This window comes from Brevundimonas sp., assembly GCF_046295075.1.
Taxonomy (GTDB): Bacteria; Pseudomonadota; Alphaproteobacteria; order Caulobacterales; family Caulobacteraceae; genus Brevundimonas.
Genome location: NZ_JBKBOC010000008.1, coordinates 89210 through 115743 on the forward strand (window position 1 = coordinate 89210; position 26534 = coordinate 115743).

The window sequence follows — 26534 nt, forward strand, 5'->3', positions numbered from 1 at the left end:
AGCGCGACGAAAATTCTTATGCCGCACAATCACGGGCCTCGCATCTTCGAATTTCATCGTTCTGCGAAAGGGGTTGAATCGCAGAACGCCCTTGCAGGCGGGGGGGATTTTCCCATATCGGGGCCAGCTTTGGAGAAACCCCGCGAAATTTGGGGCTATCCAGCCTGATCCACGCCAACCCAACCGGGGGCGGTCACGCGCGGCGCTTCTTCGAAGGCCGCCGCATCGCCCGCTGAACGAGAGAGACTGAAGAGCACATGGCCAAGATTATCGGCATCGACCTCGGCACCACCAACTCCTGCGTGGCGGCCATGGACGGCAAGACCCCCAAGGTCATCGAGAACGCCGAGGGCAACCGCACGACCCCGTCGGTCGTGGCGATTCAGGACGGCGCAGAAGTGCTGGTGGGCCAACCCGCCAAGCGCCAGGCCGTCACCAACCCGTCCAACACCTTCTTCGCGATCAAGCGCCTGATCGGCCGCAGCTTCGATGATCCGGTGGTCGCCAAGGACAAGGGCATGGTGCCCTATGAGATCGTCAAGGGTCCGAACGGCGACGCCTGGGTGCGCGCCTTCGGCAAGGACTATTCCCCCCAGCAGATCTCGGCCTTCATCCTGCAGAAAATGAAGGAATCGGCCGAGGCCTTCCTGGGCGACAAGGTGACCCAAGCCGTCATCACAGTTCCCGCATACTTCAACGACAGCCAGCGTCAGGCCACCAAGGACGCCGGCAAGATCGCCGGCCTGGAAGTGCTGCGCATCATCAACGAGCCGACTGCGGCCGCGCTCGCCTATGGCCTCGAAAAGAACGACGGTCAGAAGATCGCCGTCTATGACCTGGGCGGCGGCACCTTCGACGTCTCGGTCCTGGAAATCGGCGACGGCGTGTTCGAGGTGAAGTCCACCAACGGCGACACCTTCCTGGGCGGCGAGGACTTCGACCTGCGCCTGGTCGATTATCTGGCCGACGAGTTCAAGAAAGAACAGAGCGTCGATCTGCGCCAAGACAAGCTGGCCCTGCAGCGCCTGAAGGAAGAGGCCGAAAAGGCCAAGAAGGAGCTGTCGACCACGACCCAGTACGAGGTCAACCTGCCGTTCATCACCATGAACGCGTCGGGTCCGCTGCACCTGAACATCAAGCTGACGCGCGCCAAGCTGGAATCCCTGGTCGAGGACCTGGTCCAGCGCACCATCGAGCCGTGCCGCAAGGCGCTGGCCGACGCCGGCCTGAAGGCGTCGGACATCGATGAAGTCGTGCTGGTCGGCGGCATGACCCGCATGCCCAAGGTCGTGGAAGCCGTGAAGGCCTTCTTCGGCAAGGAGCCGCACAAGGGCGTGAACCCTGACGAGGTCGTGGCCCTGGGCGCCGCCGTTCAGGCCGGCGTGCTGCAAGGCGACGTCAAGGACGTGCTGCTGTTGGACGTGACGCCGCTGACCCTGGGCATCGAGACCCTGGGCGGCGTGTTCACCCCGCTGATCGAACGCAACACGACGATCCCGACCAAGAAGAGCCAGACCTTCTCGACCGCCGATGACAACCAGTCGGCCGTGACGATCCGCGTCTTCCAGGGCGAGCGTCCGATGGCGTCGGACAACAAGATGCTGGGTCAGTTCGACCTGATGGGCATTCCGCCGTCGCCGCGCGGCATGCCGCAGATCGAGGTCGCCTTCGACATCGACGCCAACGGCATCGTCAACGTCTCGGCCAAGGACAAGGCGACCAACAAGGAACAGTCGATCCGCATCCAGGCGAACGGCGGCCTGTCGGACGCCGACATCGACAAGATGGTCAAGGAAGCCGAGGCCAACGCCGCCTCCGACAAGATCCGCAAGGACCTGGTCGAGGCCCAGAACGCCGCCGACAGCCTGATCAACTCGACCGAGAAGGCCCTGGCCGAACACGGCGACAAGGTGGGCGCGGACGAGAAGACGGCCATCGAGACCGGCCTAGCCGAGCTGAAGACCGCGCGTGAGGGCACGGACGCGGAAGACATCCGCGCCAAGACCAACACCCTGGTCCAGGCCTCGATGAAGCTGGGCGAGGCCATGTACGCCCAGCAGCAGGGCGCGGGCGAAGGCGACGCCGCCCCGGCCGACGACGGCGTGGTGGACGCCGAGTTCGAGGAAGTCTCGGACACGGACGGCGACGACAAGAAGAGCGCCTGATCCGCCACAGTGCGCTGAAATGATACGGCCCCGCTTGTCTTGCGATAGGCGGGGCCTTTTTCTGAAACTTGCATCGTTCGTCCCGGCCCCCATGTCAGCCGGGACACCGTTTTCCTCCAGGGTCCGCAGAGATCCGGGGCGAACGGCAAGGGAAGTATGAGGACAGACGCCCGATGGCGCGTGATTATTACGAGGTTCTTGGCGTCGAACGCACGATCGACGCCCCTGGCCTGAAGGCCGCCTACCGCAAGCTGGCGATGATCCATCACCCCGACCGCAACGGCGGTTCGGAAGAGTCGATGGCCCAGTTCAAGGAAATCTCCGAGGCCTATACGGTCCTGTCGGACGAGCAGAAGCGGGCCGCCTACGACCGGTTCGGCCATGCGGGCGTGAACGGCGGCGCAGGCGGCGGTTTCGGCCAGGGCCAGCAGGGCTTTTCCGACATCAACGACATCTTCTCTCAGGTCTTCGGCGATGCGTTCGGGGACGCGTTCGGCGGCCGTCAGCAGGGCCGGGGACAACAGGGCGGGCCGCGTCGCGGCTCGGACCTGCGCTACGATCTGGAGATCACCCTGGAGCAGGCCTACAAGGGCGAGGACGTCGAGATCGACATCCCCTCGACCATGACCTGCGACACCTGCGAAGGATCCGGCGCCAAGCCCGGCACCAAGCCCGTCACCTGCACCACCTGCCAGGGCGCCGGTCGCGTGCGCCAGGCCAATGGCTTCTTCCAGGTCGAGCGCACCTGCCCCCGGTGCCACGGCCAGGGCCAGATGATCGCCGATCCCTGCACCGCCTGCCACGGTCACGGCCAGGTCCGCAAAAACCGCACCCTGAACCTCAAGATCCCGGCCGGCGTCGACGACGGCTCGCGCATCCGCCTGTCGGGCGAGGGCGATGCCGGTCAGCGCGGCGGACCGCGCGGGGACCTGTATGTCTTCATCTCGGTGACGCCGCACGATCTGTTCGAACGCGACAACCTGGACCTGCTGGTCACCGTGCCCGTGCCGATGACGGTGGCGGCCCTGGGCGGCGAGATCGATGCGCCCTGCCTGGTGTCGGCCGCCTGCGACGGCAAGTGCAGGGCCGCCGTCACCGTGCCGGCCGGCGCACAGACCGGCAAGACCGTCCGGATCAAGGGCAAGGGCATGCCGCATCTGAACGGCCGAAACCGGGGCGACCTGGTGGTCGAGCTGTTCGTCGAGACGCCCACCGATCTGACCGCGCGCCAGCGTGAGTTGCTGGAAGAGCTTGCCCTGTCGTTCGGCGAGGGGCAGAACCCTCGCAACTCCAGCTTCGCCGGAAAGGCGAAGCGCTTCTGGGCCGACATCCTGGGCAATCAGGATGCGGACGGATCGAAAGAGAACGCGGTTTGAGCGCAATCTTCCACGCCGGCATTTCCGGCTATCGCGGCCGGATGGGTCGCGCGGTTTCGCAGGTGCTGGATGCACGCGAGGACGTGGTCGTCGCCGCCCGTTTCGACTGGGGCGAGACGGCCGACATCTCTCTGTGCGACGTCATCATCGACTTCTCGACGCCCGACGCCTCGGTGGCGCTGGCGCAGAGCGCGGCCGAGCGCGGCGGACCCAGCCTGGTCATCGGCTCCACCGGCTTCACGGCAGAGCAGGAGGCCGATCTGATGAAGGCCGCCGAGAAGATCGCCATCGTCAAGAGCGGCAACTTCTCCCTTGGCGTCAACATCCTGATCGGCCTGGTCCAGCACGCCGCCCAGCGTCTGGACGCCCAAGACTGGGACATCGAGATCACCGAGGCCCACCACCGCAGGAAGGTCGATTCGCCGTCGGGCACCGCCCTGATGCTGGGCGAGGCGGCCGCCGAGGGCCGCTTCACTGATCTGTCCGAGCTTCAGTCCAAACCCTATGACGGGGTTCAGGGCGAACGCGAGAGCGGCAAGATCGGCTTCTCCTCCATCCGCGCCGGCGGCATCATCGGCGAACATACGGTCTTGTTCGCTTCCGAGGACGAAGTCCTGACCCTCAGCCACTCGGCCATTGATCGCAGCCTGTTCGCCAAGGGCGCCGTCGCCGCCGCAGCCTGGGTGCGGACACGCAAGACCGGCCTCTACGACATGCAGGACGTGCTGGGCTTCCGTCAGGCTTGATGCCTGGGGCGCTGATGCGCCGCGCTACGTTCGCGACGCGGTCGCTCACGACTTGAGCGCAAAGTGATCGTGGGGCTGGGTCGTCGGAGAGTTAGGCCGCATCTTCGTGCGCCGGCAGGCCATAGGCCTCCCAAAGCGAGCGATCCTTCAGCGCCTTGGCCAAGAAGGCGACGTGGGCCGCCTGTTCCTCGGGCGTGGAGCGCAGCGCGAGCGGGCGCGGACGCTGGCCATAGGCGGCGATTTCCAGCGCGCCGCCGGGACCGCGGCCGACCGGGCCGGACGACAGGTCCAGCACCCGCTCCTTGCCGCCGCGAAGCTCCAGATAGACTTCCGCCAGCAGACGGGCGTCGATCAGTGCGCCGTGCAGCGTCCGCTCGACCAGCGACACCTTGTAGCGTTTGCACAGGGCGTCCAGCGAGTTGGGCATGCCCGGAAACCGGGTCTGGGCCAGTTTCAGCGTATCGATCCAGCGCGCCTCGCCCGTGATCGGGCGGCCGCACAGCTTGTACTCATGGTCGATGAAGTTGCGGTCGAAGGCCGCGTTGTGCGCGATCATCTGCGCGTCGCCGATGAATTCGATCAGATCGTCGGCGATCTCGGCGAACTTGGGCGCATCCTTGACCTTGTCGTCGGTGATGCCGTGAACCCGGATCGCATCGGGCGGGATCAGCCGCTCGGGATTGACGAAACGATGGAAGGTGCGGCCGGTCGGCAGCAGATCCTGGATCTCGATACAGCCGACCTCGATCAGTCGATCGCCCGTCTTGGGGTCGAAGCCGGTAGTCTCGGTATCCAGAACGATTTCGCGCGCCATGTCCCCTTAATGGAGACATTCGCCTCAGTGCGAAAGGCCAGCCGCGCCTTGCCGGGGAGATATCCACGACGGCTCCAGAACGGTGGCGACGATCGCCTCGACCTCCGCTCGCGCCGCGTCGAGGCCACGGCCGGTGTCGATCACGAAATCCGCGCGGGCGCGCTTTTCGGCGTCCGGCATCTGACGCGCGAGGATGGCGTCGAACCGTTCTCGCGTCATGCCGGGACGGGCCAGGACACGCTCGGCCTGGATCGCGGGATCGGCGGTGACGACGACCACGGCGTCGACGACCTTGTCGCCCCCGGTCTCGAACAGCAGGGGGATGTCGAGGACCGCCAGCCGGGTTCCCGCAGCGCGCACCGCCTCAAGATCCTCCGCCCGACCTTGGGCGACCAGCGGATGGACGATGGTTTCCAGCCGACGAAAGGCGGTCTCGTCGCGGCCCAGCGCCTCGGCCAGGCGGGTTCTGTCCACGGCGCCATTGACGACCACGCCGGGGAAGGCCTCTCCCACGGGCTCAACCGCCGCGCCGCCAGGGGCATAGAGGCGATGCACCGCGTCGTCGGCGTTCCAGACGACCGCGCCCAGATCGGCGAACATCGCCGTCGTCGTCGACTTGCCCATGCCGATGGAGCCGGTGAGACCGAGCAGGATCATGCCATCTCGCCCAGGTGCGCCATCAGCAGGGCGCGCAGGTCCAGCGCTGGAGGAGGGCGACGAAACAGGGCCTGGAACGACGGCGCCGCCTGGCCGATCAGCATGGCCAGACCATCCACCGTCGGCAGCCCTCGTTCACGCGCAGCCGTCAGGAATGGCGTGGCCAGCGGCTTGTACGTCATGTCCATCATCACCGTGCCCGGTGCGATCAATGCGAAGTCGATCTCCGGCGAGACACTGAGCGCATTGACGACTAGGGCCGCGCCGTCAAAGGCGTCCGGCGCCGCCATGACCCGCACCGACGGACCCAGATCGGCGGCCAGGGCCTGGGCCCGTTCCGGCGACCGATTGACGATGCGAACCTCCGCCCCGGCCTCGACCAGCGCCCCCGACCCGGCGCGCGCCGCACCGCCGGCGCCCAGCATGACCACCGGCCGGCCGGCGATGTCCAGATCCGGCGCCTGCTCCTTCAGACCCCGCATCAGGCCGACGCCGTCGGAACTGTCGGCGGATACGCGGCCGTCGTCGAACGTCAGGATGTTAGCCGAGGACGTCAGCCGCGCCGCCGCCGTCGCCGTGTCGGCCAGGGCGAAGGCCTGTTCCTTGAAGGGCGCGGTGACGTTCAGGCCCATGATCAGGCCCGCACGCCCGGCCGCAACCAAGGCCTCGAACCCGGCTGCATCGGCGGGGGCGAAGGGGACATAGGCGCCGTCGATGTCGCCCGCCGCCAGCCAGGCGTTGTGGATCACGGGGCTGAGCGAATGGGCCACCGGATTGCCGGCGATCCCAGCCACCATGGCTGCGCCGGTAATGCGATTGACGCTCATGCCGCGATCACTCCCGCCCGCCGCAGTTCGACCAACACGGGCCACAGGGGCAGGCCCAGGACGGTGAAATAGTCCCCATCCACCGCCTCGAACAGCTGAGACCCCAGACCCTCCAGCCGGTATGATCCGACGCAGGACAGCAGGGCCTCGCCTTCTGTCGCCAGATAGGCGTCGAGGAAGGCGTCGGAGAAATCCCGCATCCGCATCTCGACCGTATCGACCCCCGACCAGACGATCTGACCCTTGGTCGCCAGGGCGGCGCCGGAATGCAGCTGGTGCGACCGGCCGCGCATGACTTTCAGCCGCTCGCGCGCCGTATCTAGCGATTTCGCCTTTGACACCAGGCCGCCATCGAAGGCCAGGGTCTGGTCCGAACCCAACACCCAGGCCTTTTCGTCGTCGCGCGACACGGCCAGGGCCTTGGCCTCAGCAAGACGCACCGCCAAGGCCGCCGCGTCCAGATCGCCGGACACAGCCTTGATCGCGTCCTCGTCCATATCGGCGACACGCACCTCGAAGGCCACGCCGGCGTTTTCCAGTATGGCGCGACGGGCGGCGCTCTTGGACGCGAGGATCAGGGTTTCGCGCTCAAGCAGCCCGGAGGGCGGTAGCGCAGCTGAAAGCTCCGATTTCACCAGGTCGTCCCGATCTTGTGGTTGCGATGTTCGCTGAGCAGGTTGGTAATCGCCGCCGCCGTTTCCTCGACCGAGCGACGGGTCACGTCGATGGTGGGCCAGCCGCGCCGCTCGAAGGCGCGCCGCGCCTTGATCGTCTCGTCGCGGACGGCGTCCTGATCGGTGTAGTTGGACGACTGGTTGGCGTTCAGATTGTCGATGCGGTTGCGGCGGATTTGAACCAGCCGGTCGGGCGACACCGTCAGGCCGATCACCAGCGGCTTCTTCAGCTTCGTCAGCCGCTCGCCGTCTTCCTGGCCCGGCACCAGCGGCACGTTGGCCGCCCGGATGCCGCGGTGGGCCAGATAGATGCAGGTCGGGGTCTTGGACGTGCGACTGACGCCGCACAGCACCACGTCAGCGCCTTCCAGCTGCTCCAGCGACCCTTGGCCATCGTCATAGGCCATGGCGAAGTCCAGCGCCGCGATCCGGTTGAAATAGTCGTGGTCCAGAGCGTGCTGGGCGCCGACACGGGTCGACAGGGCCGCGCCCAGATAGCGCGACATGGCGCCGACCAGCGGATCCAAGGCCCCGATCTGCGGCATGTCCAGCCGACGACACCCTTCCTCCAGCTGTTCGCGCAGCTCGCGGTCGACCAGAGTGTGCAGCACCACGCCCGGCGCGGCCGCGACCTCGTGCAGCACCCGGTCCATCTGCTTGGCCGAACGGACCAGGGCGTAGATGTGCTCGATGGGAATGACGCCGTCGAACCGCGCCGTCACCGCCTTGGCCATGGCGTTCAGGGTCTCGCCGGTCGAATCCGACACCAGATGCACATGAAAATAGGTGGCCAGCCGGGCCGGTCCCGAAGGTCTCGCTGGGCTCATGAGACTGTCTGTCTCCCTGTTGAAAGTTAGGGGACGGCGTTGGACCGTCGGGGCGCCGTTTTCCTTAGCCCCTCCTCGCGCGGCCCGCGAGCGGGGATGACGGTGGATGGCGGTCCCCATCCGAGGGCGGATCATCCCAAGGCGGAAAACCGGTTTCTCCATCGCTGTGGAAAATCCTAATGAAGGGTTAACGACGCTTAACCGTGCTCACAGGCGCAAGCCCCCGCAAACCCTTGCCTGTTAAGGTTTCGTTAGGGATTGTCCACCGGCGGGATTGTCGCCCATGGCGTCCCCGTTAAGGATGCTCGGGGCGTGGATATCCGCTTTTGTTCCGCCGGCTGCCCTGAAGTCATCCCCGCCATTCCACCGCCCTACCTGCCACTTCGAATCTTTTAATTCTTAATCTGATTAGGGATTGAGAGCGGGGGGCTGTGACCTTAATCGTCCAGCATGACCGATCCGACCCAGAACGCCGATCAGACGCCCTTGATGCTCAGGGCTCTCCGAGGGGAGACGCTGGATCGTCCGCCGGTCTGGTTCATGCGTCAGGCGGGGCGTTACCTGCCGGAGTATCGCCGCCTGCGGGCCGAGGCGCCCGACTTCATCGCCTTCTGCCTGAATCCAGAGATGGCGGCCGAGGCGACGCTTCAGCCGATGCGGCGGTTCGGCTTCGATGCGGCCATCGTCTTCGCCGACATCCTGCTGATCCCCCGCGCCCTGGGCCAGGACGTCTGGTTCGAGACGGGAGAGGGCCCCCGTCTGGGCGAGATGCCGATCCCGGGTCGGATGGCCGAACTGGCTGCGGGAGCGGGCGAGTATCTGTCGTCCGTGGGCGAGACCTTGTCGATCGTGCGCGCGGCGCTGGAGCCCGAGCGGGCCCTGATCGGGTTCGCAGGCGCGCCCTGGACCGTGGCGACCTATATGCTGGACGGCGAGCATCGGACTATCGGCAAGGGCGAGCGCGCCCAGGCCCGGACCTATGCCTATGCCGAACCCAGGCGGGTGGACGAGACGCTGGAGGTTCTGGTCGAGGCCACGGCGCGTTATCTGAAGATGCAGGCTGACGCCGGCGCCCAGGTTCTGAAGATCTTCGAGAGCTGGGCGGAGGGCCTGCCGGACGACCTGTTCGAAAGACTGGTCCTGAAGCCCCACCAGGCGCTTGTGAAGCGCACGCGGGAGCTGGGTGTCACCGTACCCTTGATCGGCTTCCCACGGGGCTCTGCGGCGCTTGCAGAGCGGTATGCGCAGGAGGTCGAGGTTGACGCCGTCGCCCTAGACACCGCCTGCCCGCTGGAGGTCGGCAAACGGGTGCAGCAGATCAAGCCGATCCAGGGCGCGCTGGACCCCCTGTTGCTACGCGCCGGCGGCGACTTGCTGGACCGCCGCGTGGATCAGCTGATGGAGGCATGGGGGCAGGGGCCGTGGATATTCAACCTGGGCCATGGCATCCTGCCGGACGTACCGATCGATCATGTCGAACGGGTTCTGAAACGGATCGGCGCCCAATGACCGAAGCGACCCAAGGCCGCCGCATCGCGGTGGTGCTGTTCAATCTGGGCGGCCCGGACGACCAGGCCTCGGTCAAGCCGTTCCTGTTCAACCTGTTCAACGACCCGGCTATCATCGGTTTGCCCGGCATCGTGCGTACGCCGCTGGCCAGGCTGATTTCAAGCCGACGCGAGACCAGCGCCCAGGCCAACTACGCCCTGATGGGCGGGGGATCGCCCCTGCTGCCGGAAACCCGCCGTCAGGCCGGGGCGCTGGAGACGGTGCTGAACGCCCGGCTGTCGGGCGACACGGTGCGGGTCTTCATCGCCATGCGCTACTGGAACCCGCTGACCGAGGAGACGGCCGCCGAGGTCGCCGCCTTCGGGCCGGACGAGGTGGTGCTGCTGCCGCTGTATCCGCAGTTCTCGACCACGACGACGCAGTCTTCGCTCAAGGCCTGGAACGCCGCCTACAGTGGCTCGGGCGTCAGCCGCGCCGTTTGCTGCTATCCGGCCGCGGCGGGTTGGGTCGAGGCCCAGGCTCAGGCCATCGGCGAAAAGCTGGACGAAGCCGTGGGCCAGCCGGTGCGAGTACTCTTCTCCGCCCACGGCATCCCCGAGAAGCTGGTGACGGGCAAGGGCGACCCCTATCAGGAGCAGATCGAGACGACGGTCGCCGCCGTGGTCGCCGCCATCGAGGCCCAGCGCGGGCCGTTCGACCACGCCATCTGCTACCAGAGCCGCGTGGGGCCGATGAAATGGTTGGGCCCCTCGACGCCCGAGGCCATCGAAAAGGCGGCCAAGGACGGGGTGGGCGTGGTCATAACCCCCATCGCCTTCGTCTCCGAACATATCGAGACCCTGGTTGAGCTTGATATCGAATACGGCGAACTGGCCCATGAAAAAGGGGCCAGTCCTTATTTGCGGGCGCCGGCGGTCGGAATTGAACCCCTGTTCATCGACGCCTTGGCTGATGCGGCAGTCAGCGCCCTGTCGCGCACAGGCGTCGCGCCCTTCGGCCAGGGGTGCAAGACGGACTGGAAGGCCTGTCCGTATCGCAACGGGAAACAGGCGGCATGAATACCTACGACCTGGCGCGTGGCCTGCACATCCTGGCCGTCATCGCCTGGATGGCGGGGCTGCTGTTCCTGCCGCGCCTCTATGCCTATGACGCCGAACAGCAGTCCAAGCCCGAGCCGCTGAAAAGCGAGATGCAGGGCCTGTTGCGTCTGTGGCAGACGCGCCTGCTTCGCATCATTTTGAACCCGGCGATGATCCTGTCCTGGGTGTTCGGGTTGTGGCTGATCCACATCGATGTCTCCGCGCGCGGCGCCGGCTTCCTTGCCGAGCCGTGGATGATCGCCAAGCTGTCCGGCGTCTTCCTGCTCAGCGGTTGGCACGGCTTCCTTTCGGCGCAGAGGAAGAAGATCGCGGCGGGGACGTCGAAATATTCCGGCAAGTTCTGGCGCATGACCAATGAGGTTCCCTTCGTCCTGGCCATCGTCATGGTGCTGTCGGTGACGACAGAGTGGACGTTCGGTTGAGCGGCTCCGCTTGACCTGACCCGCCGCCTGTGGTTCCGCTGGCGGTGAACCGTTCGGTCCTTCCGGCGGTCCCTCTCTTTTCGCGACGCCCGCCGGTTTGACCAGCGGGAGCCCGTCGCACCTCCCTTCGGCCTCACGGCCAGACATTTCCAGAGACCTGACGCCGTGCGGTTCCGTGCGCGCGTCCGCGAGCCTGTATCATGACCGACGTCACCGATAACGACACCCCCGATACCGAAAACGCCGAGGCGCAAGCCCCGACGCATCACGGCGCCGAGCACGAGGCCGGTGAAGTCGCAGGCGCGGACTCCGGCGTCGACACCACGGCCGATGACGATGACGACGGCGAACCCGTCGTCGCCAACGGCCGCATCACCCTGGCGGAGCTGAACGAGAAGACGCCGGCCGACCTGGTCGCCTTCGCGGAACAGCTGGAGGTCGAGAACGCCTCCAACCTGCGCAAACAGGATCTGCTGTTCGCCATTCTGAAGGCCCTGGCCGACGAAGAAGTCGAGATCATCGCCGACGGGGTGCTGGAAATCCTGCCCGACGGCTTCGGCTTCCTGCGCAGCTCGGACGCCAACTATCTGCCCGGTCCGGACGACGTGTATGTGTCGCCGTCGCAGATCCGCCGCTTCGGCCTGCGCTCGGGCGACACCGTCCACGGCGCCGTGCGGGCGCCGCGCGAAGGCGAGCGCTATTTCGCCCTGCTCAAGGTCGACACGATCAATCTCGAAGACCCCGAGATGGTCAAGACCAAGGTCCTGTTCGACAACCTGACGCCCCTCTACCCCGAGGAGCGGCTGAATATGGAAATCCAGGATCCGACGCTGAAGGATCGCTCGGGCCGGGTGATCGACATCGTCGCGCCCCTCGGCAAGGGCCAGCGCTGCCTGATCGTGGCGCCGCCACGCGTCGGCAAGACGGTGATGCTGCAGAACATCGCCAAGTCGATCGAGAAGAACCACCCGGAAGTCATTCTGATCGTCCTGCTGATCGACGAACGGCCGGAAGAAGTCACGGACATGCAGCGCACCGTGAAGGGCGAGGTCGTGGCCTCGACCTTCGATGAACCGGCGACCCGCCACGTCGCTGTCGCCGAAATGGTGATCGAAAAGGCCAAGCGTCTGGTCGAGCACAAGAAGGACGTGGTGATCCTGCTGGATTCCATCACCCGCCTGGGCCGCGCCTATAACGCCACCGTCCCCTCGTCGGGCAAGGTCCTGACCGGCGGTGTGGACGCCAACGCCCTGCAACGGCCCAAACGCTTCTTCGGCGCCGCGCGGAATGTGGAGCAGGGGGGGTCGCTGACCATCATCGCCACGGCCCTGATCGACACCGGCAGCCGCATGGACGAGGTGATCTTCGAAGAGTTCAAGGGCACCGGAAACTCGGAAATCGTGCTGGACCGCAAGGTCGCCGACAAGCGGATCTTCCCGGCCATCGACGTGCTGAAGTCGGGCACCCGCAAGGAAGACCTGATCACGCCGAAGGATCAGCTGGCCAAGACCTATGTCCTGCGCCGCATCCTGAACCCCATGGGGCCGCAGGACGCGATCGAGTTCTTGCTCGACAAACTGCGTCAATCGAAGAACAACTCGGACTTCTTCCAGTCGATGAACACCTGATCCGTCTTCGGACGTTTCACGTGAAACAGGAGACGGTGCGATGAAGGTCAATGTCGAAGTGGAGTGTACCCCGGCGGAGGCTCGCGCCTTTCTGGGCTTGCCTGACGTGACCCCGCTGAACGAAGCCATGGTCGCCGAGATGCAGAAGCGGATGGAGGCCAATGTCGCCGCCATGCAGCCCGAAGAGCTGATGAAGACTTGGACCAGTTTCGGTCTTCAGGCTCAGGACCAGTTTCGCCGTCTGATGGAAGCGGCCGTCAAGCCATGACCCGCCTGTCTCCTCCCCCCATCGGGGGAGGGGGAGGATCCCAATGACCGACACCATCTTCGCCCTCGCGACGCCGCCTGGCCGAGGGGCCATCGCCGTCATCCGTCTGTCCGGGCCGGCGGTCGAAGCGGCCCTGACGGCGCTCGGCGCGACAAGGCTGAAGCCCCGCATGGCTGCGGTTCGCGATCTGGCCCACGCCGGCGATCACATCGATCAGGCCCTGGTCCTGCGCTTCGCCGCGCCGAATTCCTACACCGGCGAGGACTCTGCCGAACTGCATCTGCATGGGGGACGCGCCGTGGTCGAGGCCGCCAGCCGCGCCTTGATCGCACTCGGCGTTCGTCCGGCCGAACCCGGCGAGTTCACCCGCCGCGCCTTCCAGAACGGCCGCATGGACCTGGCGCAGGCCGAGGCGGTCGCGGACCTGATCGACGCCGAGACCAGCGCCCAGGCCAAACAGGCCTTGGGGCAGCTGGACGGAAAACTCAGCGAAACCTACGCCGGTTTCCGCCGCGACCTGCTTCACGCCCTGGCTCTGGTCGAGGCGGAAATCGACTTCCCAGACGAAGAGGTGCCGGACAATCTGGCGCGCACCGCAGGGCCGGTGCTGGATCGTCTCGCCGACGATTTACGCCGTGCGATCGATACCGGGCGACGGGGCGAGCGGGTGCGGGACGGCTATCGCATCGTCCTGATCGGCGAGACGAACGCCGGCAAGTCGTCGCTGTTCAACGCGCTCGTCGCCCGAGAGGCGGCCATCGTGACGCCGATCGCCGGCACCACCCGCGATGTGCTCGACGCCGATCTGGTGATCGGCGGTTACGCCGTGACCCTGTCCGACACGGCGGGCCTGAGAGAAAGCGACGACCCGGTCGAGGCCGAAGGCGTTCGCCGCGCGCGTCTTCGGGCGGAACAGGCGGACCTTCGTCTGTGGGTTCGCGCACCCGGTGATCCGGACGGGGTGGCGGCTGACTATGCTCGACCGGAGGACTTGGTGGTCGCCAACAAGTCCGACCTTGGCGTCATCTCCACGACAATCGGTTTTGAAGTTCTGTCAGTCAGCACCGAAAGCGGGCAGGGCCTGCCAGAGCTTCACGACTGGATCGCCGCACGGCTGTCCGCCGATCTGGCGGGGGCGGATTTTCCCGCGATCACGCGTGAGCGTCACCGACTTCGGTTGACCGAGGCGCTGTCGGCGGTGACCGCAGCACGCGTCGCCTTGGATGTCGCACCAGAGATGGCGGGCGACGATCTGCGCCGGGCGGCAGATGCCTTGGCGAGGGTCACCGGCGCCATTGGGGTCGAGGATATATTGGGGCAGGTCTTTTCGACCTTCTGCATCGGGAAATAGGACCGGCGTTCCACGTGAAACATCGGCGGTTCCTCCAAGCCTGAAGGTGGCGAAGTGGAACCAATTGGACTATGTGCCGGGCATGAGTTCTCCCACCGATCTTCACTTCGACGTCGTCATCATCGGCGGCGGCCACGCCGGCTGTGAGGCCGCAGCAGCGGCTGCGCGTGCGGGCGCACGCACCGTGCTGCTGACCCAGAAACTGGAAACCATCGGCGAGATGTCCTGTAACCCGGCCATCGGCGGTCTGGGCAAGGGACACCTAGTGCGCGAGATCGACGCTATGGACGGGATCATGGGGCGGCTCGCGGATGTGTCAGGCATTCAGTTCCGCCTGCTGAACCGGTCGAAGGGCGCCGCCGTGCGCGGCCCTCGCAGCCAGATCGACCGACGGCTGTATCGTGAAGCCATGCAGGCCGAACTGAAGGCGATGCCAAACCTGACCCTGATGGCGGGTACGGCCGAGGGCCTGATCCTCGACGGAGACCGTGTGGTCGGGGTGACGACGGGAGCCGGTGAGACGGTGCGGGCCGGGGCGATTGTCCTGACGACGGGCACCTTCCTGAACGGCGTCATTCATCGTGGCGACGAGCGGATTCCTGCCGGTCGCCACGGCGAGGACGCGTCCACCGGTCTGGCGGCCGACCTGCATGCCGCCGACCTGATGATGGGACGGCTGAAGACCGGCACGCCCGCGCGCCTGGATGGCCGAACCGTCGCCTGGGATCGGTTGGAGATGCAGCAGGCGGACGAGACCCCGTCGGCCTTCTCTTTCCTGACTGAAAAGATCACCGTGCCTCAGATCGCCTGCGGCGTAACCCACACCACCGAGGAAACCCACAAGATCATCGCCGAGAACCTCGGCGAGAGCGCTGTCTATGGAGGCAAGCTGTCGGGGAGGGGACCGCGCTATTGCCCGTCGATCGAGGACAAGGTGGTGCGGTTCTCCGACAAGACCAGCCACCAGATCTTCCTCGAACCCGAGGGTCTGGATGACCCGACCGTCTATCCGAACGGGATCTCGACATCGGTCTCCGAACCGACCCAGTTGGCCTTCCTACGCACCATCCCTGGTCTCGAAGCCGTGGAGGTGTTCCGCTACGGCTATGCCATAGAATACGACTATGTCGATCCGCGCGAGCTGAGCCCCGCGCTGGAGGTCAAGAAGCGTCCGGGTCTCTATCTGGCCGGCCAGATCAACGGCACGACCGGATACGAAGAGGCGGCGGCCCAAGGCCTGATGGCAGGGCTGAACGCGGCCCGTGCTGCGGCGGGACAGGAGGCGGTCGTTCTGGGACGCGACCAGGCCTATATCGGCGTGATGATCGATGATCTGGTGACGCGTGGCGTGACCGAGCCTTATCGCATGTTCACCAGTCGGGCGGAGTATCGTCTGACTTTGCGCTCGGACAACGCCGATCAGCGCCTGACCCCGCTGGCGATTGAGCTGGGAATCGTGGGCGACAGGCGTCGGGCGCGGTTCGAAGCCAAGGCGGCGGCGCTGGCGAGGGCGAGCGCCGTTTCACGTGAAACATTGTTCACACCCAACGAAGCGGGAACCCTGGGGATCACCGTAAATGCGGATGGGCGTCGTCGGTCTATGCGTGAACTTCTGGCCTTCCCCGATGTCACCCTGGATCACTTCATCGCCGCTTGTCCGTCCATCGCGGACTGGAGCGCCGAAGTTCGCGAGCAGGTGGAGATCGACGCGGGATACGCCAACTACCTTGACCGGCAAGCACTGGACGCCGTGGCCTTGCGGACGGAGGAGGGGATGATCCTGTCCGCCGATCTCGATTACGCCGCCATCGGAGGTTTGTCGAACGAGGTGAAGGAGAAGCTGGCGCGGGTCCAGCCTCGCACCCTGGGTCAGGCCGGACGGATCGAGGGTATGACGCCCGGCGCCCTGACGGCCCTGCTGGCCCATGCGAAGAAGTCGCCCAAAGCCTCGGTCGCCGCCTGATGCTCGAAACGGAGAAGGCCGCGTTTCAGGCCAAGGCCGGGGCTACGCCGCAGCAGATGGCGGACCTTGAGGCTTTTCGTTTTCGTCTCGGCGACGCCAACTCGGTGATGAACCTGGTCGGGCCCGACAGCCTGCCGGACTTTTGGAATCGACATGTTTGGGACAGCGCCCAGTTGTTGACGCATGCGCCCGAGGCGCGGAGTTGGGCCGATCTGGGGGCCGGCGCCGGGTTTCCGGGCGTGGTGTTGGCGATCCTGATGAAGGGGCGGGAAGGCGCGCATGTGTGGCTGATCGACAGTTTGGGCAAGCGGTGCCGGTTCCTGCAGGAGATCGTGGATGCGCTCGATCTGCCGGCGACCGTCATCATCGGTCGGGCGGAGGAACAGCAGGTGACATGCGACGTCGTCACCGCGCGTGCAGTCGCGCCGATGGAGAAACTGCTGGGTTATGCACAGCCCTACTTCCAAAGGGGTGCACAAGGTCTGTTCCTCAAGGGGGAGAGGGCCGAATCCGAGTTGATCGAGGCGCGGAAATCCTGGCATTTCGAAGCTGAACTGGCCCCGTCGCAAAGCGACGCGCGCGGCCGTATCGTGACAATCCGGAGTCTCCGACGTGCCCGCACAAAGCGCTAGAAAGAGACCTGCCCGCGTCCTGGCGGTGTCTAACCAGAAGGGCGGGGTGGGCAAGACCACGACGGCCATCAACCTGGGCACCGCCTTGGCCGCCATTGGCGAGCGTGTGCTGATCGTGGACATGGATCCGCAGGGCAATGCCTCCACCGGCCTGGGTGTTCCACGTGAAACACGCCGTGTCACCATATATGACGTGGTCGTGGATCAGCGGTCCGTCGACGATGCGGCGGTCCAGACGACGGTCCCCGGTCTTTGGATCGTGCCGGCCGACGCCGACATGTCGGGGGTGGAAATCGAACTAAGCCAGGCGGATCGCCGGTCCTATCGGCTGCGGGATGCGCTGCGGGCGCATGACGACGGCCCTACCGCGTATGACTATGTACTGATCGACTGCCCTCCGTCGCTGAACCTGCTGACGCTGAACGCTATGGCGGCGGCGGATGCGGTGCTGGTGCCGCTTCAGTGCGAGTTCTTCGCCTTGGAGGGCCTGAGCCAGCTGATGCGGACCATCGACATGGTCAAGCACAGCCTCAATCCGTCGCTGGAGATCCAGGGTCTGGTTCTAACCATGTATGATCGCCGAAGCGCCCTGTCGGGACAGGTGGCCAATGACGTGCGCGCCCACTTCGGCGACAAGGTCTATGAGAGCGTCATTCCCCGCAACGTTCGCGTCGCCGAGGCGCCGTCGTTCGGCAAGCCAGCCCTGATCTATGATCTGAAATGCGCCGGCAGCCAGGCCTATCTTCGTCTGGCCAAGGAAGTGGTGAAGCGCGAACGCCAGCGCCTGAAGCTGGCTGCCTGAGTTTTATTGGAAACGGAACAGTATCTTGGCTGAACGACAAAGAGGTCTGGGCCGCGGCCTGTCGGCATTGATGGGGCAGGACGCCGAGGCCCCGGTGGCGTCTGACGCGCCTGCGCCCGCCGGCGTGCAACGCGTGCCGATCGAGAGCCTGAAGCCCAACCCCGATCAGCCGCGCAAGACATTCCGCCAGGAGGATCTGGAGGAACTGACCGCCTCGATCCGCGACAAGGGCGTGCTGCAGCCGATCCTTGTGCGGACCCATCCGGGCGAGGACGGCGTCTGGCAGATCATCGCAGGCGAACGCCGCTGGCGCGCCTCCCAGGCCGCGCGGCTGACCGAGGTGCCGATCGTCATCCACGAGATGGACGACGTGGAGGTGTTCGAGGTCGCCATCGTCGAGAACGTGCAGCGCGCCGACCTGAACCCGCTGGAGGAGGCGGAGGCTTACCGCGTCCTGATGGAGCGGTTCGGCCGGACCCAGGATGCGGTGGCGGGCGTCGTCGGCAAGAGCCGCAGTCACGTGGCCAACACCATGCGCCTGCTGCAACTGCCCGAGCGGGTGCTGTTCTATGTGCGTGAAGGCAAGCTGTCGGCTGGCCATGCGCGGGCTCTGATCAATACGCCGGACCCGGGACAACTGGCGGACATCGCCTTCGTCGACGGCCTGAGCGTGCGCGAGACCGAGGCCCTGGCCCGCCGTGCGGTCGAAGGCCCAAAGCCGGTCAAGGCCAGGTCTGCATCCGCGTCTTCGGGCGGTGAGGGGGCGGCCGATGTCGTTGCGCTTCAACAAGATCTGGCCGACGCCTTGGGCCTGAAGGTCCAGCTGGCAGACAAGGGCGGCAAGGGCGACCTGACCATCCGCTACGGCTCGCTGGAGCAGCTGGACGACCTGTGTCGTCGCCTGATGCGCGGCTGAGGCGACGGACTTGGCGATGATCTTGTGGTAGGGTGGCCTATGACTGAAGAAAACACGCCCTCCGCCGCCGACAATCTGAAACAGGCGCTTGCCGCCAAGAAGGCCAAGACCGGTCATGGCTTCAATGCCCAGGCCGGCGCCAAGGCTGAGGAAAAGAGCGTCTCGGCGCGCAATGTCGCCATGGCTCAGCCCGCATTCCGCAAGGCGTCCAAGCGGGGCTGAATGCGCTGCGTCTTCTTCCCACGGCAGGGGAGAGGGCGTTTCTTAAAGCCCCAGCCGTCGCGCTCGTCCGGCGATTTCCAGAAGCAGGCGTTCGGCGATCAGTTGATCGGGCATGCCGGTCGTCTTAGTGGCGACGTCGGCGGTGTTGATGCTGTCCAGCACCTCGTCCAGCGCCTCCAGCCGCCAGGACCGCGCCTGGCGCAGCATTTCCGCCTCCTGTTTCCAGAAGACGCCGGCGGCCTTTGCGGCCTCCTTGGCGTTTGCGCCGTTGGCCTGCAAGATATTGATCCGGCGCAGTTTTCCCAGATGCATGGCGGCTGAACGGACGGCCAGAACCGAGGATTCGCCCTCAGCGAAGGCGCGTCTCAGACCCGCTTGCGCCGGGCCAGGCCGGGCGCCGAAGGCCTGTAGCGCGGCGTCGGACAGGGAGGCGTCCGGCTCGACGCCCAGGTGATGCTCCAGCGCGTCCATATCCAGCGTCTTGCCCGAGCCGGGACCGATGAACAGGGCCAGGCGCTCGATCTCCTGGCGCATCAAACCCCGCTCGCGCGGCAGGCGGGCGACGAAACGATCCAGGGCGTCGGAGGTCAGACCGACCTTGTCGGCGGCCAAGGCCTCGCGGACCATGCGGGCGACATCGCCGGTCTCGTCCTCGTAGCAGACGATGCCGACGGCGCCGTTTTCCTTCTCGGCGGCCTTTCGCAGGGCGGACTCGCGACCCAGCTGGTCGGCCTCGACAACCATCATGGCGTCGGGATTGTAGCCGCCCTCCGCGTGAATCTTGAGCGCGGCGGCGACGGCCTTGTCCACACCGGGCTTCAGCGTCGACAGACGGATCCGCACCAGACGACGGCCGCCCATCAGGGACATGGCTGTCAGGGCCTCTTCCAGCTTTGTCTCATCGCCGTCGATGTCGCTGTCGGTCAGGACGGTGACGTTGAAGGGGTCGTTCAGGTCGGGGGTGACCGTCCGACACAGCACCTCGGCCCGCTCGGCGACGCCGGACCGGTCCTTGCCGTGGATCACCGCCGCCCGGATCGCCGGATCGGGTGCCTTCAGAAAGCGATCGATCTCGGGGCGTTTGGCCAGGATCACGGGTTCGACAGCGCCTGCATGAGGTCGAGGCGGATCAGCCGGGCCAGTTCGGAAGCGGCGCGCTCCTCGCCGTCCTGCTGGGCGGCGATGGCGGCATAGGGCTGGTCGGCGGCGGCGTAGGTGGTGGTGACCGTCTCGGTCCCACTGACGGGCGTTCCGCCCGCGGCGGGGGTCAGGGTCCAGGTCGCCTTGACCGTCAGTTCGTAGCGGGTCGCGGTGTCGTCGATCCGGCGACCCAGCGAGCGGCGGTTCTGCTCGACCTGGGTGGTCAGGCGATAAAGGGGCGTGGAGGACCGATCCCAGGCCAGGGCGTCCTCCAGCTGTTCGCGCAGGCGATAGCCCAGCCGATCGTCCTGGGTGGAGACGGCGATGCGCCGCAGGGACGATCCCACGGCCGGTTCGGCGTACATGGGGGTGAAGCCGCAGGCGGAAACCGCCAGGGCGGACAGGACCGCGAAAGCCGCTGCGATACGCATCAGCCGGCCACCAGATTGACGATGCGGTCCTTGACCACGACGATCTTCTTCACGCTCAGACCCTCCAGCCGCGCCTGCACGGTCTCGTCGGCCAGAACGATGGCCTCGACCTGGGCGGGCTCCATGCCGCGCGGCACGCGGATTTCCGCGCGACGCTTGCCGTTGATCTGGATGGGCAGGACCACCTCGTCGTCGGCCGCCAGCGCAGCGTCCCACACGGGCCACGGCGCGTCCAGAACCATCCCGTCTTGGCCCAGCCGCGTCCAGGCTTCCTCGGCCAGGTGCGGGGTGAAGGGGGCGATGAGGCGGGCTAGGGCCGACAGGGCCTGCCGCTTGGCGTCGCCGCCGGCGTGGGCGTTGTCGCGGATGGTGGCGACGAAGGCGTAGAGCTTGGCGATGGCCGAGTTGAAGCGGAAGCCCTCGACCCCTTCGGACACGGCCTTGATGGCCTTGTGCGTCTCGCGCAGCAGGTCGGCGTTGGCCTTGTCCTCGCCGGCGAAGGCGGGATCGTAGGCGTCGAACAGGGTCCAGGCGCGCTGGACGAAGCGGCTGGCCCCCTCGACGCCGCCGGGGGTCCATTGCACGTCGCGTTCGGGCGGGCTGTCGGACAGGACGAACAGACGGCCGGCGTCCACGCCGTGCGATTCCAGGATTTCGGCCGGGGCGACGACGTTCTTCTTGGACTTGGACATCTTCTCGATGTCGCCAATGATCAGGGTCTCGCCGGTCGACAGCTGGCGCGCGGAGCGGACGCCATTGTCGTTGGTCAGGTCCACGTCGGTCGGCTCGACCCACTGGCCGTTCTCACGACGGTAGGTCTCGTGGACCACCATGCCTTGGGTGAACAGGCCGGCGAACGGCTCCTTCACCGACAGCATGCCGGCGTCGGACAGGGCGCGTGTGATGAAGCGGGCGTAGAGCAGGTGCAGAACCGCGTGCTCGACGCCGCCGATATACTGATCCACCGCCAGCCAGCGATCGGCGGCGGCTTTGTCGATCGGCGCCTCGGCCGTCGGGTCTGTGAAGCGGGCGAAATACCAGCTGGAGTCGACGAAGGTGTCGAGCGTGTCGGTCTCGCGCGTCGCGTCCTGACAGCAGGACGGGCATTTGACGTGTTTCCAGGTCGCGTGGCGATCCAGCGGATTGCCGGGCACGTCGAAGGTCACATCGTCGGGCAAGACGACCGGCAGCTGATCGGCAGGAACCTCAACCGGCCCGCAGGACGGGCAGTGGATGATGGGGATGGGGCAACCCCAGTAGCGCTGGCGCGAAACGCCCCAGTCGCGCAGGCGGTAGATGGTCGCGCCCTTGCCCGCACCCGCCGCCTCGACGCGGCGGATGGCCTCGGCCTTGGCGGTTTCGATGTCCAGGCCGTTCAGGAAGTCGGAATGGAAGATCGCGCCCGGGCCGGTATAGGCCTCGTCGCCCACGGCGAAGTCGTCGCCGGCGCCCTCGGGACGAACCACCGGGATCACCGGCAGGTCGTATTTGCGGGCGAAGTCCAGGTCGCGCTGGTCATGGGCCGGGCAGGCGAAGATGGCGCCCGTGCCGTATTCCGACAGGATGAAGTTGGCGATCCAGACCGGGACTTCGGCGCCGGTGAAGGGATGGAGAGCCTTCAGGCCCGTGTCCCAGCCGATCTTCTCGGCCTGGTCGATATCGGCCTGAGACGTGCCGCCCGCGCGGCATTTGGCGACGAAGTCGGCCACCGCCGGATCGGCCTCAGCCAGCTGTTTCGAGATCGGATGATCCGGCGCCAGGCCCAGGAAGCTGGCCCCGAACAAGGTGTCGGGCCGGGTGGTGTAGATTTCGACGCCGGATTCATAACCGGCGGGAGCCTGGCCGGCGAAGGCCCAGGTCATCTGCAGACCCTTGGACCGACCGATCCAGTTTTCCTGCATCAGCCGGACCTTCTCGGGCCAGCGGTCCAGGATCTTCAGACCGTCGATCAGGTCGTCGGCATAGTCGGTGATGCGCAGGAACCACTGGTTCAGCTTGCGCTTCTCGACCACGGCGCCCGAACGCCAGCCGCGCCCGTCGATCACCTGTTCATTGGCCAGGACGGTGTTGTCGACCGGATCCCAGTTGACGACCCCGTCCTTGCGATAGACCAGACCGCGCCGATACAGCTCCAGGAACCAGGCCTGCTGCTTGCCGTAATATTCCGGGTCGCAGGTCGCGAACTCGCGCGACCAGTCCAGCGACAGGCCCAGCAGCTTCAGCTGCTCGCGCATCTGGGCGATGTTGTCGTAAGTCCAGCCCTTGGGGTGGATGCCGCGCTCCATGGCCGCATTCTCGGCCGGCATGCCGAAGGCGTCCCAGCCCATCGGGTGCAGAACGTCATAGCCCTGGGCGCGCTTGGACCGCGCCACCACGTCGCCCATCACATAGTTGCGGGCGTGGCCCATGTGGATGTTGCCCGACGGATAGGGGAACATCTCCAGCACATAGTATTTCGGACGGCCGGTATCCTTCGTCACGAAGGCGGAGGCCTCGGCCCAGCGGGCCTGTTGGCGAGGTTCGGCGGTCTTGGGTTCGTAACGGGCCACGGTCGTCCTGAAAGTCAGAAGGGCGCTGACGCCCTCCCGGCTCAACTAGCCCGAAGGACGACAGCGCCCAAGAAGTAATGCGTTTCGTCCGGTCCTGGCGGAACCGACGAAACTGGATCTAACGGCGCTCAAGTAGCCCGAAGGGCGATAGCGCCTACCAAAGAACCTAATGCTGGCGATCAGCCAGCATTAGACAGGTTCAGCTGGCGCGCCTTGGTCAGGATGGCGTTTTCCAGATCGGCCTCGGTCTGGGCGGCGACCGGGGCGGCGGTCCATTGCCCATCTGCGCCCTTCACTTCCTTGGTCACCGTGACGTTCAGCGCGTCGGCGCGCAGACGGGTGTCCAGGATGAAGACGGTTGCCTTGAAGCGCTCGTTCGGCGTCTGGGGGTTGATGTACCAGTCGTAGTTGATGACGCCACCCCACGGATCGGCGGTCAGCAGCGGCATGAAGCTGAGGGTGTCGAGCGAGGCGCGCCACAGGAAGGCGTTGACGCCGATGCCCTGTTGCACGTTCGTCTTGGGCGCAGACTTCTCGCCGCCGACGAAGGGAATGCTTGAGCAGGCCGACAGCGACGCGCCAAGGGCCATGCCCGAGACCAGGACGACCGCGACGTTCCGAACCAGGGCCTTGTTGAGGCTCATCAAGAGAAGTCTCCGTAAACTCAGGGACGCGCGGGCCTCGCCCACACGCGCGCACGGCCAAGGAAGAATGCCGACTGCGTGGTTCTATAACACGGTGAAAAGGGGCGATGACAAGGCGAAGTCTGCGGCGGTCGCATCCGGCGTCGCGCTGTTTTGCGACAGGACCATGTCATCCGGCGGGATTCCGTCCAAATCCCGTGACGCTTGAGACACATGCGCGGACAACAATGCGCGGGAACCTTGTTATCGAAGGCTCATTCCGTTGACCGCGAGGACACCCGGTGTCTAATCGCCTGGCTCACGACTATATAAGGTCGGTTCAGGGTTGAAACGCCGCGTCATGGCGGGGTTCGAAGGATTTGGTATGCGGTTCGGTGGTTTCCTGGCTGTGATGATGGCGACGACGGCGATGGCCGCGTCGACGTCGGCGCTTGCCCAGAGCACGTCCACAGTTTCGCTGTCGGATGCCCAGGCCGCCCAGCGCAACGCCCCGACCCCCCAACGTCGCGGGCTGCGCCTGAACGACAACGGCCGTTGGGGCCTGGACTTCAATCTGAACCAGCCCGTCGGTCGCGAGACCGATTGGGGCGATGTCGAAGCGGGCGCCTATTACCGTCTGAACGACCGCCTGCGCGTCGGCGCCGCCGCCGCCGTGGGCGCACCCGAAGCCGATCCGGCCCGTGCGCCCGAAACCAATGGCCGCGCCCAACCGCGCGTGCGTCTGGAAACGATCTTCAAGTTCTGATTTCGACCCGATCTGTCAGCGGAACGCCGACTGGATCGCATCGATCGCCGCCAGACCGCAGGCCCCTGTGGCTTGGAGGCGTGCTGCGTTGGCGGCCTTGATCCCGCCCAAGGCATAGACGGGCAGGGGAACGCTCTGCGATTTTTCCTCAAACGCCGCGATACCCAACGGCGGCTTGTCGGCCGAGGCGCCGCCGGCGGGGAAGACCGGGGACAGGATCAGCGCATCGAGAGCCTGGATCGATGTGGGCCCGCCATGCCAGGCCGCGGTAATCAGCCAGCGAGGGTACGCCGCTCGGATCGCGGGCGCGCTGTGAGCCTCGCGCTCAGGCAAGTGGACGCCGTCGGCGGCCAGAGTCTGAGCCAGATCCGCGTCCAGCCCAACCAGCAGCTTCACGCCGCGATCGGTCGTCGCCTCGCGCAGACGACGGCCGATATCGAACGCCTCTTCATTACCGAAGGCGCGATAGACCACTGCTGAGCCGGCAGGCAGGCGGTACGCCGTCTCCCATGGTCGGGGCGTGCGATCCGGGTCGGTGAAGAACAGCAACGGCGGCAGGCCGGCGACCTGCGGGCTGACAGCGGAGGCGGCGCGGTTTAGAGCGGTGGCCGCATCCCAGAGCGCGCGCGCATCGTCGCTGTAACCGGCCGGCAGGGTCATGACCTCTTCTTCCTCCGCTTTAGCTCCGTCGTCCATCGCCGAAAGGGTTGCCGTCGTCCGCGCCCGGATCGACGCCGCCTGCCGCGCAGCCGGCCGCGATCCGGGCGACGTGACCCTGACCGCCGTATCAAAGACCCAGCCGCCCGAGGCCATCGACGCGATCCTGGGGACATGCCAGCGAATCTTCGGCGAAAATCGGGTGCAGGAGGCTCAGGGGCGGTGGACGGAACGCCGCGCGACGCTGCCGGACCTGGAACTTCGGCTGATCGGACCCTTGCAAACGAACAAGGCCGAGGACGCCGTCGCCTTGTTCGATGTGATCGAGACGCTGGATCGCGAGAAGCTGGCCCGCGCCCTGGCCCAGGCGGCCGAGAAACGCGGCCGATCGCCGCGTGTGCTGGTTCAGGTCAATACCGGCATGGAGCCTCAGAAGGCAGGCGTCTTGCCCGATGCGGCCGACGCCCTGATCGCGGCCGCGCGCGAGACCTATGGGCTGACGGTCGAGGGTTTGATGTGCATTCCCCCGTCGGATGAGGACGCAGAGCCCCATTTCAAGATGTTGCGCGACATGGCCGAACGAAACGGTCTGTCGGTCCTTTCGATGGGGATGAGCGGCGATTACGAAACCGCGATCCGGTGCGGCGCGACCCATGTGCGGGTCGGAACCGCGTTGTTCGGGGAACGAAATCGGCCTTAAAGCCCCTCTAGCCCGTAACCCGATGTGAATTCGCACCCCCAAGCCTTGGCGCGGGGGCCAAGCCTCGCCATTGTCTGTTCATGCCCACGCCCAAGACCATTCTGATCATCGACGACGACGACGACCTGCGCGAGGCGTTGGCCGAGCAGTTGAACCTGCACGAAGAGTTCAAGACCCAGCAGGCCGCGACTGCGACCGATGGGGTGCGGATGGGGCGCGAAATCCGCGCCGACCTGATCCTGCTGGACGTGGACCTGCCGGACATGGACGGTCGCGAGGCCTGTCGCCTGTTGCGCAAGGACGGGGTCTCGACCCCGGTCATCATGCTGACGGCGCAATCGGCCGATGCCGACGCCATCCTGGGCCTGGACGCCGGGGCCAACGACTATGTCACCAAGCCTTTCCGGTTCGCGGTGCTGTTGGCCCGCATCCGCGCCCATCTGCGCAGCCATGAACAGTCCGAGGACGCGGTCTTCTCGATCGGGCCTTACGAGTTCCGTCCGGCCGCCAAGGTGCTGATGGACGCCAAGGGCAAGAAGGTGCGGTTGACCGAGAAGGAAACCAATATCCTGAAATACCTCTATCGCGCCGGGGCCAAGCCGGTGTCGCGCGAAGAGCTGCTGACCGAGGTCTGGGGCTATAACGCCGGGGTCACGACCCACACGCTGGAAACCCACATCTATCGTCTGCGCCAGAAGATCGAGCCGGAACCAGGCCACGCACGCCTGCTGCTGACCGACGCGGGCGGATACCGGCTGCAGCCGTAAGG

At 66.1% G+C, this 26534-nt stretch carries 27 protein-coding genes; 17 read left to right on the plus strand and 10 right to left on the minus strand.

Going from position 1 to position 26534, the window contains the following annotated elements; translation table 11 throughout:
- The first annotated feature begins 257 nt into the window (after positions 1-257).
- The 3 genes from dnaK to dapB all read left to right on the plus strand — a co-directional run bounded on the left by dnaK (position 258) and on the right by dapB (position 4287).
- Positions 258-2165, plus strand: coding sequence for a molecular chaperone DnaK (gene dnaK, locus ACK4MH_RS08675; RefSeq protein ID WP_409717104.1), 1908 nt, complete (start codon positions 258-260; stop codon positions 2163-2165).
- Between the two features lie 173 nt (positions 2166-2338).
- The gene (gene dnaJ, locus ACK4MH_RS08680; protein ID WP_409717106.1) at positions 2339-3541 is read left to right on the plus strand and encodes a molecular chaperone DnaJ; all 1203 of its coding nucleotides are present in this window, start codon (positions 2339-2341) and stop codon (positions 3539-3541) included.
- Complete coding sequence (dapB, locus tag ACK4MH_RS08685; RefSeq protein ID WP_409717108.1) at positions 3538-4287, plus strand: 4-hydroxy-tetrahydrodipicolinate reductase; 750 nt, start codon at positions 3538-3540, stop codon at positions 4285-4287. Before dnaJ ends, dapB begins: the two co-directional genes overlap by 4 nt.
- A 91-nt stretch (positions 4288-4378) precedes the next feature.
- On the opposite strand, the gene dnaQ is transcribed toward dapB, so the two are convergent.
- From dnaQ to ACK4MH_RS08710, 5 genes are read right to left on the minus strand one after another with little or no spacing between them, the layout of a single operon-like run.
- A complete protein-coding gene (gene dnaQ, locus ACK4MH_RS08690; protein ID WP_409717110.1) occupies positions 4379-5101 on the minus strand; it encodes a DNA polymerase III subunit epsilon in 723 nt (240 codons plus the stop codon).
- A gap of 24 nt (positions 5102-5125) precedes the next feature.
- Positions 5126-5758: a dephospho-CoA kinase gene (gene coaE, locus ACK4MH_RS08695; RefSeq protein ID WP_409717112.1), complete on the minus strand. Its 633-nt coding sequence runs from the start codon at positions 5756-5758 to the stop codon at positions 5126-5128.
- Positions 5755-6585 carry a shikimate dehydrogenase family protein gene (locus ACK4MH_RS08700; RefSeq protein WP_409717114.1) on the minus strand — a complete coding sequence of 277 codons (831 nt, stop codon included), beginning with the start codon at positions 6583-6585 and terminating at the stop codon, positions 5755-5757. Before ACK4MH_RS08700 ends, coaE begins: the two co-directional genes overlap by 4 nt.
- Positions 6582-7220: a Maf family protein gene (locus ACK4MH_RS08705; protein ID WP_409717116.1), complete on the minus strand. Its 639-nt coding sequence runs from the start codon at positions 7218-7220 to the stop codon at positions 6582-6584. The genes ACK4MH_RS08700 and ACK4MH_RS08705 overlap by 4 nt, the downstream gene beginning before the upstream one ends.
- On the minus strand, positions 7217-8086 hold the full coding sequence (locus tag ACK4MH_RS08710; RefSeq protein WP_409717118.1) for a pyruvate, water dikinase regulatory protein: 870 nt from the start codon (positions 8084-8086) through the stop codon (positions 7217-7219). Before ACK4MH_RS08710 ends, ACK4MH_RS08705 begins: the two co-directional genes overlap by 4 nt.
- A 450-nt stretch (positions 8087-8536) precedes the next feature.
- On the opposite strand from ACK4MH_RS08710, the gene hemE reads away from it, so the two are divergent.
- From hemE to ACK4MH_RS08765, 11 genes are all read left to right on the plus strand, one after another.
- The gene (gene hemE / locus ACK4MH_RS08715) at positions 8537-9595 is read left to right on the plus strand and encodes a uroporphyrinogen decarboxylase (RefSeq protein WP_409717120.1); all 1059 of its coding nucleotides are present in this window, start codon (positions 8537-8539) and stop codon (positions 9593-9595) included.
- A complete protein-coding gene (hemH, locus tag ACK4MH_RS08720; protein ID WP_409717123.1) occupies positions 9592-10653 on the plus strand; it encodes a ferrochelatase in 1062 nt (353 codons plus the stop codon). Before hemE ends, hemH begins: the two co-directional genes overlap by 4 nt.
- Positions 10650-11117: a CopD family protein gene (locus tag ACK4MH_RS08725; RefSeq protein WP_409717125.1), complete on the plus strand. Its 468-nt coding sequence runs from the start codon at positions 10650-10652 to the stop codon at positions 11115-11117. Before hemH ends, ACK4MH_RS08725 begins: the two co-directional genes overlap by 4 nt.
- 200 nt (positions 11118-11317) lie before the next feature.
- The gene (rho, locus tag ACK4MH_RS08730; protein WP_409717127.1) at positions 11318-12745 is read left to right on the plus strand and encodes a transcription termination factor Rho; all 1428 of its coding nucleotides are present in this window, start codon (positions 11318-11320) and stop codon (positions 12743-12745) included.
- Between the two features lie 40 nt (positions 12746-12785).
- Positions 12786-13013 (plus strand): DUF6489 family protein, encoded by a 228-nt coding sequence (locus tag ACK4MH_RS08735; protein ID WP_409717129.1) that lies wholly within the window; start codon positions 12786-12788, stop codon positions 13011-13013.
- A gap of 43 nt (positions 13014-13056) precedes the next feature.
- Complete coding sequence (mnmE, locus tag ACK4MH_RS08740) at positions 13057-14364, plus strand: tRNA uridine-5-carboxymethylaminomethyl(34) synthesis GTPase MnmE (RefSeq protein ID WP_409717131.1); 1308 nt, start codon at positions 13057-13059, stop codon at positions 14362-14364.
- An 82-nt stretch (positions 14365-14446) separates the two neighbouring features.
- Entirely contained in the window at positions 14447-16327 is a 1881-nt protein-coding gene (mnmG, locus tag ACK4MH_RS08745; protein ID WP_409717133.1) for a tRNA uridine-5-carboxymethylaminomethyl(34) synthesis enzyme MnmG, read from the plus strand.
- Complete coding sequence (gene rsmG, locus ACK4MH_RS08750; RefSeq protein WP_409717135.1) at positions 16327-16959, plus strand: 16S rRNA (guanine(527)-N(7))-methyltransferase RsmG; 633 nt, start codon at positions 16327-16329, stop codon at positions 16957-16959. The genes mnmG and rsmG overlap by 1 nt, the downstream gene beginning before the upstream one ends.
- A complete protein-coding gene (locus ACK4MH_RS08755; protein WP_135194325.1) occupies positions 16940-17761 on the plus strand; it encodes a ParA family protein in 822 nt (273 codons plus the stop codon). Before rsmG ends, ACK4MH_RS08755 begins: the two co-directional genes overlap by 20 nt.
- A gap of 25 nt (positions 17762-17786) precedes the next feature.
- A complete protein-coding gene (locus ACK4MH_RS08760; protein WP_135194326.1) occupies positions 17787-18677 on the plus strand; it encodes a ParB/RepB/Spo0J family partition protein in 891 nt (296 codons plus the stop codon).
- A 39-nt stretch (positions 18678-18716) separates the two neighbouring features.
- Entirely contained in the window at positions 18717-18899 is a 183-nt protein-coding gene (locus ACK4MH_RS08765; RefSeq protein ID WP_409717138.1) for a hypothetical protein, read from the plus strand.
- Positions 18900-18941: 42 nt separating this feature from the next.
- Here the strand turns inward: ACK4MH_RS08765 and holA are convergent, their stop codons facing one another.
- The 4 genes from holA to ACK4MH_RS08785 all read right to left on the minus strand — a co-directional run bounded on the left by holA (position 18942) and on the right by ACK4MH_RS08785 (position 23663).
- On the minus strand, positions 18942-19994 hold the full coding sequence (gene holA, locus ACK4MH_RS08770; protein ID WP_135194328.1) for a DNA polymerase III subunit delta: 1053 nt from the start codon (positions 19992-19994) through the stop codon (positions 18942-18944).
- A complete protein-coding gene (lptE, locus tag ACK4MH_RS08775; RefSeq protein WP_409717140.1) occupies positions 19991-20470 on the minus strand; it encodes an LPS assembly lipoprotein LptE in 480 nt (159 codons plus the stop codon). The genes holA and lptE overlap by 4 nt, the downstream gene beginning before the upstream one ends.
- Positions 20470-23019 carry a leucine--tRNA ligase gene (gene leuS, locus ACK4MH_RS08780; protein ID WP_409717142.1) on the minus strand — a complete coding sequence of 850 codons (2550 nt, stop codon included), beginning with the start codon at positions 23017-23019 and terminating at the stop codon, positions 20470-20472. The genes lptE and leuS overlap by 1 nt, the downstream gene beginning before the upstream one ends.
- A 179-nt stretch (positions 23020-23198) precedes the next feature.
- A complete protein-coding gene (locus ACK4MH_RS08785) occupies positions 23199-23663 on the minus strand; it encodes a DUF3576 domain-containing protein (protein WP_409717144.1) in 465 nt (154 codons plus the stop codon).
- Between the two features lie 325 nt (positions 23664-23988).
- Between ACK4MH_RS08785 and ACK4MH_RS08790 the strand changes: the two genes are divergently transcribed.
- The gene (locus ACK4MH_RS08790; RefSeq protein WP_409717146.1) at positions 23989-24408 is read left to right on the plus strand and encodes an NtrZ family periplasmic regulatory protein; all 420 of its coding nucleotides are present in this window, start codon (positions 23989-23991) and stop codon (positions 24406-24408) included.
- Positions 24409-24423: 15 nt separating this feature from the next.
- Here ACK4MH_RS08790 and ACK4MH_RS08795 read toward each other — a convergent pair whose 3' ends face one another.
- The gene (locus ACK4MH_RS08795) at positions 24424-25068 is read right to left on the minus strand and encodes a thiamine phosphate synthase (protein WP_409717148.1); all 645 of its coding nucleotides are present in this window, start codon (positions 25066-25068) and stop codon (positions 24424-24426) included.
- Here ACK4MH_RS08795 and ACK4MH_RS08800 point away from each other — a divergent pair.
- Positions 25067-25765, plus strand: a complete 699-nt coding sequence (locus ACK4MH_RS08800; RefSeq protein ID WP_409717150.1) for a YggS family pyridoxal phosphate-dependent enzyme — start codon at positions 25067-25069, stop codon at positions 25763-25765. The genes ACK4MH_RS08795 and ACK4MH_RS08800 overlap by 2 nt on opposite strands.
- A gap of 80 nt (positions 25766-25845) precedes the next feature.
- On the plus strand, positions 25846-26532 hold the full coding sequence (locus ACK4MH_RS08805; RefSeq protein WP_135194334.1) for a response regulator transcription factor: 687 nt from the start codon (positions 25846-25848) through the stop codon (positions 26530-26532).
- The last annotated feature ends 2 nt before the right edge of the window (positions 26533-26534 follow it).